General features: G+C 44.5%; 12 protein-coding genes, 1 other RNA gene and 4 pseudogenes. 6 read left to right on the top strand and 11 right to left on the bottom strand.

The annotated features are described in order from the left end of the window. Together V5G28_RS13155 and V5G28_RS13150 are read left to right on the top strand one after the other, a co-directional pair. On the top strand, window positions 1–291 hold a 291-nt coding region (locus V5G28_RS13155; RefSeq protein ID WP_332992057.1), incomplete at its 5' end, for a hypothetical protein. Then, entirely contained in the window at window positions 213–2,576 is a 2,364-nt protein-coding gene (locus tag V5G28_RS13150; RefSeq protein ID WP_336230523.1) for a beta strand repeat-containing protein, read from the top strand. The genes V5G28_RS13155 and V5G28_RS13150, both read left to right, overlap by 79 nt. A 403-nt stretch (window positions 2,577–2,979) precedes the next feature. Here V5G28_RS13150 and queF read toward each other — a convergent pair whose 3' ends face one another. The 5 genes from queF to V5G28_RS13125 all read right to left on the bottom strand — a co-directional run bounded on the left by queF (window position 2,980) and on the right by V5G28_RS13125 (window position 5,149). Further along, entirely contained in the window at window positions 2,980–3,357 is a 378-nt protein-coding gene (queF, locus tag V5G28_RS13145) for a preQ(1) synthase (RefSeq protein ID WP_096564026.1), read from the bottom strand. A 320-nt stretch (window positions 3,358–3,677) separates the two neighbouring features. Continuing rightward, window positions 3,678–4,082, bottom strand: a complete 405-nt coding sequence (locus V5G28_RS13140) for a hypothetical protein (protein ID WP_096564027.1) — start codon at window positions 4,080–4,082, stop codon at window positions 3,678–3,680. 252 nt (window positions 4,083–4,334) lie between these two features. After that, window positions 4,335–4,724, bottom strand: coding sequence for a phasin family protein (locus tag V5G28_RS13135; RefSeq protein WP_096564028.1), 390 nt, complete (start codon window positions 4,722–4,724; stop codon window positions 4,335–4,337). Window positions 4,725–4,749: 25 nt separating this feature from the next. Next, window positions 4,750–4,846: signal recognition particle sRNA small type (ffs, locus tag V5G28_RS13130), an RNA gene on the bottom strand. A gap of 36 nt (window positions 4,847–4,882) precedes the next feature. Then, on the bottom strand, window positions 4,883–5,149 hold the full coding sequence (locus V5G28_RS13125; protein ID WP_332992047.1) for a YciI family protein: 267 nt from the start codon (window positions 5,147–5,149) through the stop codon (window positions 4,883–4,885). A gap of 113 nt (window positions 5,150–5,262) precedes the next feature. On the opposite strand from V5G28_RS13125, the gene V5G28_RS13120 reads away from it, so the two are divergent. After that, window positions 5,263–5,835 (top strand): 2'-5' RNA ligase family protein, encoded by a 573-nt coding sequence (locus V5G28_RS13120; protein ID WP_332992045.1) that lies wholly within the window; start codon window positions 5,263–5,265, stop codon window positions 5,833–5,835. A gap of 56 nt (window positions 5,836–5,891) precedes the next feature. Here V5G28_RS13120 and V5G28_RS13115 read toward each other — a convergent pair. The 3 pseudogenes from V5G28_RS13115 to V5G28_RS13105 all read right to left on the bottom strand — a co-directional run. Beyond that, a pseudogene (locus V5G28_RS13115) lies at window positions 5,892–6,401 on the bottom strand (RNA-guided endonuclease InsQ/TnpB family protein); the annotation flags it as partial. Continuing rightward, window positions 6,395–6,577 (bottom strand): annotated as a pseudogene (locus V5G28_RS13110) (Uma2 family endonuclease); the annotation flags it as partial. The pseudogenes V5G28_RS13115 and V5G28_RS13110, both read right to left, overlap by 7 nt. A 70-nt stretch (window positions 6,578–6,647) precedes the next feature. Next, a pseudogene (locus V5G28_RS13105) lies at window positions 6,648–7,852 on the bottom strand (RNA-guided endonuclease InsQ/TnpB family protein). Window positions 7,853–7,919: 67 nt separating this feature from the next. Between V5G28_RS13105 and V5G28_RS13100 the strand changes: the two are divergent. After that, on the top strand, window positions 7,920–8,075 hold the full coding sequence (locus V5G28_RS13100) for a hypothetical protein (protein WP_332992043.1): 156 nt from the start codon (window positions 7,920–7,922) through the stop codon (window positions 8,073–8,075). A 59-nt stretch (window positions 8,076–8,134) separates the two neighbouring features. On the opposite strand, the pseudogene V5G28_RS13095 reads toward V5G28_RS13100, so the two are convergent. From V5G28_RS13095 to V5G28_RS13085, 3 genes and pseudogenes are all read right to left on the bottom strand, one after another. Then, a pseudogene (locus V5G28_RS13095) lies at window positions 8,135–8,467 on the bottom strand (Uma2 family endonuclease); the annotation flags it as partial. 92 nt (window positions 8,468–8,559) lie between these two features. Then, on the bottom strand, window positions 8,560–9,333 hold the full coding sequence (panB, locus tag V5G28_RS13090) for a 3-methyl-2-oxobutanoate hydroxymethyltransferase (RefSeq protein WP_332992061.1): 774 nt from the start codon (window positions 9,331–9,333) through the stop codon (window positions 8,560–8,562). A gap of 313 nt (window positions 9,334–9,646) precedes the next feature. After that, window positions 9,647–10,180, bottom strand: coding sequence for a GNAT family N-acetyltransferase (locus V5G28_RS13085; protein WP_332992059.1), 534 nt, complete (start codon window positions 10,178–10,180; stop codon window positions 9,647–9,649). Window positions 10,181–10,653: 473 nt separating this feature from the next. On the opposite strand from V5G28_RS13085, the gene V5G28_RS13080 reads away from it, so the two are divergent. Both V5G28_RS13080 and rcbX read left to right on the top strand, forming a co-directional pair. Next, window positions 10,654–12,084, top strand: coding sequence for a form I ribulose bisphosphate carboxylase large subunit (locus V5G28_RS13080; RefSeq protein WP_332992041.1), 1,431 nt, complete (start codon window positions 10,654–10,656; stop codon window positions 12,082–12,084). Between the two features lie 88 nt (window positions 12,085–12,172). Beyond that, window positions 12,173–12,571 (top strand): RuBisCO chaperone RbcX, encoded by a 399-nt coding sequence (rcbX, locus tag V5G28_RS13075; protein ID WP_332992039.1) that lies wholly within the window; start codon window positions 12,173–12,175, stop codon window positions 12,569–12,571. The last annotated feature ends 83 nt before the right edge of the window (window positions 12,572–12,654 follow it).

Raw genomic sequence — 12,654 nt, 5'->3', positions numbered from 1 at the left:
CTATTAACGATCAGCGTTCCACTGGGGTTGCAATTTGGGGCAAATCCTAAAGAAATTCAGGTGAACGGACCAGGGCACGAATTTTCATATGAAGAAAAAATCGTCGAGTATAGTAGTGGCTCTAAAAGCAAAGAACCCGCTCCCCTTCTTAACACTAGCGTTGTGGGATTAAACGTTGAGGTGGGGAAAACCCTAGCACTGGTGGGGGGAATGTGTCAATTTCGGGTGGCGTTCTCAACTCACCAGCAGGACGTATTGAAATCGGCAGTGTTGGCAGCAATCAGGCTGTAAGTCTCGCGTCGATAGAACAAGGTTGGAAGCTGGGTTATGAAGGTACGACCAATTTTGCAGACATCGGGTTAAGAGAGAAATCGTTTATTGGTGCTACAGGAGATGGCGGTGGTGCGATCGCAGTTGCTGGTAAAAATATCAATATTACCTCTGAATCAATAGTACGAGCTGATACACTGGGCGACAGAAATGGGCAACAAATTAGTATTATTGGGGATGCGATCGTTGTTGATAGATCCAACATCGGCGCTTACAGCTCTAGCTCTGGCAATGGCGGGCAAATAAAGCTGGAAGCCAACAACATTACGTTGAACAATAACGGTGGCGCAGGAACTCAGGCCACAGCATCGGGAAACGCGGGAGACATTACCCTCATAGCTAAGAATTCTTTTGTTGCTAGCAATCAAAGTGGGCTAGGTAGCAAAACCTTTGGTACAGGTAATGGCGGAGTGATAAATGTTGAAGCTAATTCGGTGCGGCTTGAAAACAAAGCTGGATTTGGTGCGACTTCTTTTAGTCAAGGCGGTGTCGGCGAAATCAAAATTACAGCTGGCGATTTGGTAATCAGCGATGCTGGTATTGGAAATGAATCGTCATCGGGAAGTAATGCTGGAAAAATTAACATCGACGCAAATTCTTTTCAACTCGAATCTGCAGGTATCAATAGCACTACGGGGAAAGATAGCACGGGTAATGGCGGAGAAATTAACATTAATGTCAGAAGCTCTTTTGCTCTCAACACTTCAGATATAAATGCTAATAGTTCTGGCACAGGTGATGCTGGAACTATCAGGATTACTGCCAAGAATGTGCAGATGGAAGGTGGGAAGATCACTAGCGATACGGATAATCTAGGTAAATCAGGAAATATATCTATTAATGCCACAGACTCTTTTAGAGTGGTTGGTGCAGGTATACAAGCTAATAGCTCTGGTAGAGGTGATGCTGGAACTATCACGATTGATGCCAAAAATGTGCAGATTGAAGGTGGAGTTCAAGGTGTAGGTATCAATAGCATTGCGTTTAATTCAGGTAAATCAGGCGACATCTCTATTAATTCGACAGACTCTTTTCGGGTCAGCAAAGGAGCTATAAAAGCTAAAAGTGAAGGTACAGGAGATGCTGGAACTATCAGGATTGATGCCAAGAAGGTGCAGATTGATGGAGGTATCAATAGCAGCGCGTCTGCTTCGGGTAAATCAGGCGACATCTCTATTAATGCCAGAGACTCTTTTACGGTAACCAATGCAGGTATAAATGCTAATAGTTTGGCTACGGGTGATGCTGGAACTATCAGCTTCACTGCCAAGAAAGGGCAGATTTCAAGCGCAGAGGTTAGTAGCAATACACAGAGTACAGGTAAAGCTGGAGAAATCAACTTTAATGTCACAGACTCTTTTGATCTCAAGTCTGTAAGTATAAATACAAACACTAATGGCGAGGCTAACGGTGGAAGAATCAGCATTAGTGCAAAGAAATTGCAGATGCAAGATGGTTCAAGTATTAGTAGCAATGCAAGGAACACAGGTAGGGGTGGAGATATTGACCTAAAGATAGGAAACTTACTTTTGTTGCGTCGTCAGAGTTCCATTTCCACCACTGCAACTGGTACTGGCGATGGTGGCAACATAACCATCAATGTTCCCAATGGCTTTATTGTGACTGTCCCGAATGAAAACAGCGACATTACCGCTAATACATCTACTGGCCGTGCCGGCACAATCAAAATCACATCTTTAAGTAATTTTTTCATCCAACAGCGTAGTCGAAACGACTTTATCAGCCTGTTGGAAACCACTGACCCAAACCAATTGGTGCCTGGAAAATCACCAACCAACGATATTACAGCATTTTCCCAAAACAGCCCGGCTTTAGAAGGTCAGGTGACTATCAACACACCCTATGTTGACCCCAGCAAAGGATTTGTGCAACTACCCACTACGCTGCTAGCAGAGATATCAGAAGTCATAGACACAAGCTGTGCTGCCTTTGCTCAAGGAGAAGGTAGTAAGTTTAGTGTCACCGGACGTGGCGGGTTACCCCCGAGTCCCTACGAACCCCTCAGCACTGATGTTCTATGGACAGATACTCGCACTACGGCTATCACAACACAGCAGCAAGGGAAAAAGGAACCTGCTGATTTACCACAGTCTAAACCTGAAGCTATAAAAATTGTCCCTGCTACGGGTTGGGTGTTCAACGGTAAGGGGCAAGTTACCCTGATCTCCCATGCATCCAATCCTAATGGTATGGGGACTCCTCCTGCTAGCTGCCCAAAACCGTGAAACAGCAGCAACAAAATCATATAGGATTTGATTGGCAGTTTCTTGGTAGGAAATATAGCTGACTTTTCACGTCATGTGGAAAAACCAACAAAGGAACCTAACCCCCCAGCAGAGTTCCCACCTCTCCCTAACCCTCTCCTTTTAGGAGAGGGAAGCGGAAAAACTTTTTTTGTTGTCAGGGGGAGAATTTAAAGCCTCTCAAAAAGCAGGAGAGAGGAATGAAAGCGAGGTTTTCCAGAACGAAGTGAAAAGTAAGGAAATATAGCGATCGCCACTCGGAACACGGCATCGATTTCTTATCTAACCCACCACTGCAAAGCATCAGCATTACTATCAACGCTGACGTTGGCTTGTCTTCGTTATCTGTGTTGTGTTATGTGTTGGTAATATGACTCTAATATTTCTAAGCGTTCTTCTGATGCCGCACTGAAATCACTGTATGCACATTACCGCGAGGTGTAAAATCTGCCTTAACGGTGACATCTAAGGGGTCACAGGCAGCAACAAAATCGTCTAGGATTTGATTAGCAGTTTCTTCGTGGGAAATATAGCGATCCCGATAGCTATTAATGTATAGTTTTAGCGCCTTCAATTCCACTACCCGCTCATCAGGGATGTAGCTAACGTGAATCGTGGCAAAGTCAGGATAGCCAGAAAACGGACATTTACAAGTAAATTCTGGCAAGGTGATGTTAATGTCGTATCGTCTTCCTACACGCGGATTGGGAAATGTGATCAGTTGTCCTTCCGCAATATTGCGTTCTCCATATTTCATTTCCATAGTCTTTAATCTTTAATTTTTATTGATTATGGATTATTTTAGTTGTTAGTTGTTACAGCAATCCTAAACAGTTTGTAAACAAAAACGTTTCTCTGTTAATCTTGGCGTTCTAGCCTTGAGAATGACGCACACGCTACGGGTGCAATTCGTCACCCGCTTTCAAAGCAAAACGCTTCCTTCTCCTGTTCCAGAGGCTACGCGTTCGCGCAGTTCCTCCGCAGAAGCTTTAGTGATTTCTTAAAAAAACGAGTATTGATGATCTAAATGGGATTGCTGTAGTAGTTAGTTGTCAAAACTACCACTAACTACTCATACCAAACTCATAACTCTTCCTGCTCCCAGTCTGGGCAATTCTCATCTTCCCAACCGTAGGGATGCATACCGCAAACTAACAAATTCCCACTATATACTTGACCGTGGTAGTGACGACAACCGATACAGGCAGCATTTTTTTCGGAACAGGGTTCTACTGAATAAGGAAAGCCCAGATCGACATCATCTATAATAACGTCTTCCAGTTCCCAGTAAACTTCCATAATTGGATCAGCTAGTTCCTGCAAATACTGCTCCAACTCAGTGGTGATGGTATTTTGTACTTGCTCGCTAATTTCTTCCGTTAACTCAAAAAATGAGTCTACCATTTCTGTCATCTCCAGGAAGAAGCTTTCGACTTCATCAGCCACTGTTTCTATCATGTCCCAAAACTCTTTTTGCCACTTTTCCATAAACTTGACGTCCTTACAAGCTATTTACTGGACGCTTAATGCTACATGGCTTGAAGCACCTTTGTACACCCTGAGCTTTATTTTTAAATAAAAATTTAACATTATCTATCTGTAAATATTTTGGTAATCCACTTTGAGTGCTACTACCAGATCATTTCCAACTGACTTGAAAATAGAACTCACAACTCAGAACGCAGAACGCAGAAGAAAAAATAAATTTTCATATGTCCTGGTGTACGCAGTTGATGATGGCTACTTATCGCGTTGCAACCTACGCAGTTCTTCCTGCATGTGTCTGACTTGATCCCGTAATTTATCCACATCCTCAGTGGGTGGGGTAACTTTTACGGTAGTTGGCTCTTCATCTTCTTCTATGATTTCGATGCGGCGCGGTTCAGACGGAGCTGTTTTATGACCTGTGACATCAGATGTCGGTGCGCTTTGGGCTTGCTTCATCATTTCTTCGACTAAGCGGCGGGCTTCGTCTGTGGTCATTTCGCCCCGTGCAACCATTTCATCTGCCAGCTTTTGGACTTGCGATCGCAGTTCGGTTATTGTCCCACCTGCTTTTTCTCCCGCGTAAGAAGCCAACCCAACACCAAGGTAAAAAGCTTTTTTTACAACATCTCCAAAACCGGGCATTGTCGCTCATGCGCTCCTAAAATAGGGCGACCCGGAGACTACGCCTACTACAAGCATCCCGTATTGCTGCTACCTTCCGGTCCTGACAAAGTTTGGGCGTTGCAGCCGCGTAGATCCAGGTCTATAAACACAATAGCATTAAATTTTCTGACTGTGTGTTATTCGACAACAATTTTCCACTCGTAAAGCTTATAGTTAACGCAGCCGTTTTCTACCAATGGATCACCAGCCACAATTGCTTCTGCTTCATCCATTGAGCTTGCTTCAAACAGCATCATGCCACCGCCTCTTTGCGCCCAGTAGCCAGTTTTCACCTTGTGTCCTTTAGCAATCAACTCCTGTACGTAAGCTTTATGAGCCGGTACATATTGGTCAAAGGTAGGCTTATCAACTGTGCCTTCTTCTATCTTTACAAACCAGGGCATTGCTTGCGACCTCTCAAAACCATATGCTGTAATATTTTCAGGGCTACTATCTGTTTTTTAAGCTACCTTGCATGAAATCAAAAGACCAATCGTCTGCCCCTACTCTTTAAGAAATGCTGCAATCACAGAAACTTTATTTTATAGCCCTCCTGCCTTCAAGGGAAATCCAAGACTACGCTAACCAAATTAAGCAATACTTTGCTGATCAGTATGGCAGTCGTCACGCACAAAAATCTCCACCGCACATCACCCTCCAACCACCTTTTGAATCGACAGATGCCGGCGTACCAGCACTAGAAGAATGCCTTAAAGATTTCGCCAGTAGTCGGGAGTCAGTGCCTATCACACTGAGTGGGTTCGCTGCCTTTGCCCCTCGCGTCATCTATATTGATGTGGTAAGAAGTCCACAATTGCTAGCTTTACACGCTGATTTGATGACACATCTGGAGAGCAACTTGGGAATTGTTGATAAAGTTGGTAAAACTCGTGCCTTTGCTCCCCACATGACGGTTGCGTTTAAAGATTTAACAAAGCAAAACTTTAAAGCTGCTTGGTCGGAATTTGAAAAGCGTCAGCTGTATTTTGAGTTTACTGCTTCTAACTTAACGCTGTTGCTGCACGATGGCAGGCGGTGGAATGTGAAAACTGAGTTTCCGTTTTTGTCTTTTGATGGTTTAAGTGGCTAGTTTGCAATCGTCAAAGTAGTCGCAATTTATATTCTGGCAGGTGATTACCTTGTGAACTACCCACCACCAACCGCAAGCGGTATGGTGGGGGCTTCCAACTTCACGGAGGAATGCCGCATCTTAGGCTTACGCCCGCGAATTGGTCTGACTTCCTCTCCATTAGCGTTAGCCTCCCCCGTCCCAGAGGAGGACAGCATTCTGATACCTTCCGCTCTAATATTTATTGCGGCATTACCGTCTCTATCATGATGAGTGCCGCAACTTGGACAAATCCAAGTTCTTATATCTAGTGGCAACTCGGTGATTTGGTAATGACAATTAGAGCAAAGCTTGGAGCTAGGGAACCATCTGTTTATTTCTACCAACTTCCCACCACTGCGTTCTAACTTGTAGGACAAGAAGTTGACGAAAGTACCCCATCCAGTATCAGATATAGCATGAGCTAGTTTGTGGTTACGAACCATGCCCAAGACAAATAAGTTTTCGACTACTATGACTTGATTGTTATCAACTATCTTTCGAGATAGCTTGTGTAAATAGTCTTGGCGGACATTGCTAGCTCGTTTGCGCTTACAAGTTCATAATAGTCTTCTATCAGGTGATAAACTTCTACCCGGCTTTGGCGCACTTCGTAAATGCCATAAAATGCAGGTCGAATAATTTGCTCATAAATCCAAAATTTTCCTGTCCAAGGGGTTTTATCACGTTCTTCGGAACCATCCCCTGATACAAACTCTAGTACATTGACACTCCCGTGGTTGAGCAAATTTCGCTGTCGCTCATTTGCTCGGAAAACCAGGGGATTCTTCATTCTACGTTGCGGCTTGCTCTACCAGGGTTGCCCCAAGTAGCGTAGTGGTCGCGACTCCTGTAGCGTTACTTCGGACTGCCCATCCCTAGCTCTTGCAAGATTCAGAATATTTATTGCTGCATTGGTATCTCTTTGTAGTTCGCAACCACAATCACATTTATGGGTACGAGTTGAGAGATTTTTTCACAATTGCGCCACAATCCGAACACTTTTGAGAAGTCATTCTAGGATTAACGGCTACAACTGTAGTACTGAACTTAACGGCAAAATATTCTAACCAACGACGAAAAAGAGTCCAAGCCACATCATTGATGGACTTAGCTAAACAATGATTCTTTACCATGCCTTTAACATTCAAATCTAGCCTGCGGCACGCCGCTTCGCGTCTACATAGGCGACTAAAGCGTTAGCCTTGCATACGTTACGCGCTAGTTTCTTAGCGTGTTCATTCCGTTGCCTACTTACTCTTAAATGCTTCCGTGCATATCGTTGCCTTGCTTTGCGTCGTTGGTTTTTACCTTTTTCCTTTTTGTAAATCTGCCGTTGAGCGTGCTTAATTTCCTTTTCTGCCTTACGGAGAAACTTAGGATTTTCTTCATGATGCCCGTTCGAGTCAGAGTAGAAAAACTCAAGTCCGACATCAAGACCTACCTCACCATCAGCAGATCTAGATTCTTTGTGGGTATCAACATCAATAGAAAATTGAACGTAGTACCCATCAGCACGCTTAACAATTCGGACACGCTTAATTGATTTGACTGGGTAAGTGTGAATATCCCATTTACCCAACAACTTAATTTCACCAATACCTTTTTTATCTGTAAAGGTGATACGGCGTTTTGTTGGATGCAAAGCCCAACCGCTTGTCTTGTATTCAACTGAGCGATTATCTTTTTGGAATTTTGGAAAACCCTTTTTACCAGGCTTGTTACACTTACAATTTGCATAGAATCTATCAATTGCGTACCAGGCTCTTTCAGTGGAAGCTTGGCAAGCCATTGAGTTTAATTCTTCCACAAACTTAAACTCTTTTCGCACTGCTGTAGAGTAATTGTTTAAAGCTATACGATTTACTTTCGCATCTTTTGGCGAGTCCATCCAAAAACGAATGGCTTTGTTCCTAATGAATTGAACCGTTCTAATGGCTTCATTAATTGAACGCTCTTGATTCTTGCTCACCACTGCTTTGTACTCTAATACCAGCACTGCGTTATCACCTCCTTGTACTCTATGATATACTCCTTATACTAACTTGTATAGGAGTAGATAACAAGTGGCTAGAGAGAAAAAAATGCAGTTTTATTTATCGCAACTAGAATACAGTAAGTTGCAAGATTATGCTGAAGATAAACAGATATCAATGGCTGAAGTACTACGAGACTATATAAAAACTTTGCCTCAGCCTAAGAAAAATATCACGGCAGGGTAAACCCTGCGTCGTCGTTTTCATCCCCGGCTTAAAAGCGCGGGGTTTTCAACCTACCTTCTTATAAGCGGTGGAATGACCTCTTGCCACAACACATAAGAGCGTCGTATTTGACCACTCAATAACGGTGGTACATTAGGCACATAAAACCAATCTGGTGCTTCTGCTCCTTTTTCTGGTGGGTCTGTCATCCGCCAATAAATGCCAGAATCTTGACCAATGCAGTAATTACCATCTGGATGACGCTTTTGTAATGTTGCAGTTATGGAATCAGTTAAGAGAATACTTTGCGGGTGTTCCTGAAAGTTTTTCACAAATGTGCTGTCTGATTCTGGTAACTGCGTATGGTCTGGGAAGGTTTTTAATAGGGTTTCTTCTGTTCCTATAAGAGTCATATATAGATAACGCTTGGGGATTGGGTGTTAGGGACAAGAAGTTGTTTGTGGTGAATTCAGTTTGCACTAACTACTCATCACTATTCTGGCTACTATTCTGGAAATTTTCGCTCCCTCACCTCAGTACTGTAATCCTGAACAGCTTTGGTAATCGTCTCCCGCAAATTAGTATAAACTTTGGCAAATGGTGGTTGTTTTTCTGAAAGTGCAAGTACATCTGATGTCACTAATACTTGACCGTCACAGTGGGGACCTGCACCTATGCCAATCGTGGGAATACTGAGTTTTTGTGTAATATGTAATGCTAACTCAGGGGGTATATGCTCTAATACGATACAAAATGCACCCGCTTGTTCTAGGGCGATCGCCTCTTGTAATATCCTTTCCCCTGCTTCTTCTGTCTTCCCCTGTTGACGCAAACCCGTGTGATGTATGGATTGTGGTGTCAAACCTACATGACCCATCACCGGAATTCCTGCTTGCACCAAACGGGCAACGGTTTCTGCCATTGCTCTTGAGCCACCCTCTAACTTGACTGCTTGAGCGCCCGTTTCTTTAAGGACACGCCCAGCAGAGTGGATCGCTTGCTGAGGACTTTCTTGATACGTCAAAAATGGTAAATCTACGACCATTAATGCTCGCTTCACACCGCGACGCACTGCTTTGGCATGATGAAGCATTTCTTCTAAAGTAATTGGCAGCGTTGTTTCATACCCCAACACCACTGCTAGGGTATCTCCCACAAGGATTAAATCTACTCCAGCTGTATCTAATATCTGAGCGATCGCATAATCCCAGGCAGTCAACGCCACTATTGGACGTCCCTTTTGTTTCCATTCGATTAATTGTCGGGTTGTGACAGCCATTGTTTCAGTCAAGAGTTAGGAGGGAATGGGGAAAGTGGGGGCGGTGGGGGGAGATACAGGAAAAAATACTTCCTCATCTTCCCAATTTGTTTATTTGACGGTGCCAGTCAAAGCTAGATCAGGTTTTGTGCCTTGGATTTTGGGCATGAACCAAGCTAGACCTTCACTGGTACCAATCCATAATTTATTACCGAGCCTCAGAAGTAATGCTGAAAACACGGCTACAAGGAAGACTGGGAACTTGCTCTAAGCATTGCTTGAGTATATGGATTTAATCGTAGCAAACCCAGTGCAGACCGAGAGAGTACCATCTTTAGCAATTCGTTATCGTTAGCCAATCTTCCCGAGTCATTCCGTAAATGACCACCTCATCTCCAAAGATTTCCATCGTCCCTTCCAGTTTTTCCCCTAACTTCTCGGCAACTCGCCTTGAAGCATAATTTTCTGGACGTATCAAACTTATCACATGGGATTGCTGTAACTTGCCAAAAGCATAGTTCATTGCTGCCCTTGCTGCCTCCGTTGCAAAACCACGTCCCCAATAAGTTCGCCGCAACGTCCAACCAATTTCAAATCCGGGCCAGCCTTCCGATTGCCAGCAGCCAATCCGACCAATCATTTCACCGCTAGAACGTTCTTCAACCGCCCACATACCATATCCTCGTAGTTGCCAATGACCAAGCATTATTGCCATATGTCGCCAAGACTCAGGGCGGGATAGAGGTTTGCCTTCGGGGAGGTAGCGCATGACATCGGCGTCGCCGCACATCTCGGCGTAAGCATCAAAGTCTTCTTCACGGAATCCGCGCAGCAGCAGGCGTTGAGTTTCAAGTTCAGGAATAAGCATTTTAGGAATGTTTCTCAAGGTGTAGGGGTGTAGACGAGTGAGGGAATTATTTTCCCATACACCTACAGGAGAATGAGTCCGCCGCACCGTAACATTCTTACATCCGTAATTGAAAGCGACTTACTATTATGACATCCTTTTTGTAAAGCTTTCTTAATATAATGTTAAGATAATTCATTAATAACAAATTTAAATACAAAAGTTAAAAATATTCAAAGAATAACTTATGAGATTCTTGATATATTGTGAAACAGGCTACAAACAACGTGATGTGCGACTTGTGTCTTTCAGTGATCAATCTGTGAATTTCCGTCAGTCGTTGCAGAAAAACAGCAAGTTTTTGCAATAAGCAACCCCTAACAAGCGATTTTTCCTTATCTGTCCCCCACTCACAGGGGAGGAGTTTGACGTGAGGGAAAGTTGCACAACACGTGATTTGTTAAATAAAAAGAGAAACTTCTTGGAAGGGAACTATGTCTTACGCTCAAACGAAGACTCAGACAAAAACAGGGTATCAGGCAGGGGTAAAAGATTATAGATTAACTTATTACACCCCAGATTACACACCCAAAGATACAGACATTTTAGCGGCATTCCGCGTTACACCCCAGCCAGGAGTTCCACCAGAAGAAGCAGGTGCTGCAGTAGCTGCTGAGTCTTCCACCGGTACTTGGACAACCGTATGGACGGACTTGCTCACCGACCTAGATCGCTACAAGGGTCGTTGCTATGACATCGAGCCAGTTCCCGGCGACGACAACCAATTCATCTGCTACGTTGCCTATCCTCTGGATCTGTTTGAAGAAGGCTCTGTCACCAATATGTTTACCTCAATTGTAGGTAACGTATTTGGTTTCAAAGCCCTCAAAGCACTACGTTTGGAAGACTTGCGGATTCCTGTTGCTTACCTCAAGACATTCCAAGGACCTCCACACGGTATCCAAGTAGAGCGTGACAAACTGAATAAGTACGGTCGTCCTCTGTTGGGTTGTACGATTAAGCCCAAGTTGGGTCTGTCTGCTAAGAACTACGGACGCGCTGTATACGAGTGCTTGCGCGGTGGTCTAGACTTCACAAAAGACGACGAAAACATCAACTCTGCACCATTCCAACGCTGGCGCGATCGCTTCTTGTTTGTTGCAGACGCTATCCACAAATCACAAGCGGAAACTGGTGAAATCAAAGGTCACTACCTGAACGTGACCGCTCCTACGTGCGAAGAAATGCTGAAGCGGGCAGAGTACGCTAAAGAACTCAAAATGCCCATCATCATGCACGACTACCTAACAGCAGGCTTCACCGCCAACACCACATTGGCGCGTTGGTGTCGTGACAATGGTATCCTACTGCACATCCACCGTGCTATGCACGCCGTCATCGACCGTCAAAAGAACCACGGTATCCACTTCCGTGTTTTGGCTAAAGCACTGCGGATGTCTGGTGGTGACCACATCCACACCGGAACCGTTGTTGGTAAGCTCGAAGGTGAGCGCGGTATCACAATGGGCTTCGTTGACCTGCTGCGCGAAAACTATGTTGAGCAAGACAGATCTCGCGGTATCTACTTCACCCAAGACTGGGCTTCTATGCCTGGTGTGATGGCTGTAGCTTCCGGTGGTATCCACATTTGGCATATGCCAGCGCTGGTGGAAATCTTCGGCGATGACTCCGTGCTGCAATTCGGTGGTGGTACCCTCGGTCACCCTTGGGGTAACGCTCCTGGCGCGACCGCTAACCGCGTCGCCCTGGAAGCTTGTATCCAAGCTCGTAACGAAGGTCGCAACCTGGCTCGCGAAGGTAACGACGTTATCCGCGAAGCTGCTAAGTGGTCTCCTGAACTGGCTGCTGCTTGCGAACTGTGGAAGGAAATCAAGTTCGAGTTTGAAGCAGTTGATACCGTCTAAGAAAGATAGAAGGTAGAAGAATGAAGATAGAAGTTATTCTTCATTCTTCTATCTTCACTCTTCATTCTTCAAGGGGCTGGGGTCAAGCATGGATATCAAGCAAATTGCGAAGGACACAGCCAAGACGCTGCAAAGTTACCTGACTTATCAGGCACTGAGAACGGTGTTGGCTCAAATCAACGAAACAAATCCTCCCTTGGCACTTTGGCTACAACGCTTTTCCGCCGACAAAGTTCAGGACGGAGAAGCATACATTAGGCAACTGTTCCAAGAGAAACCCGAATTGGCTTTGCGGATCATGATTGTTAGAGAACACATCGCGGAACAAGTCATTGAATACTTACCCGAAATGGTTCGCACTGGCATTCAGCAAGGCAATATGGAACACCGTCGCCAGCATCTTGAGCGAATCACGCAAATAGATACATCAACTCCCAGTCCTAAACCAGAACAGCAAGCAACTTCAGATCCAAACAATGAACAGTGAACAGTTAACAGTTAACAGTTAACAAACGAGAACTGATAACTGATAACTGATAACTAATAACTGATATCAACCACAACCCATTA

The sequence above is a fragment of the Scytonema sp. PRP1 genome (assembly GCF_036697665.2).
Taxonomy (GTDB): domain Bacteria; phylum Cyanobacteriota; class Cyanobacteriia; order Cyanobacteriales; family Nostocaceae; genus Kalymmatonema; species Kalymmatonema gypsitolerans.
This window is presented reverse-complemented; position numbering and strand designations above follow the sequence as displayed.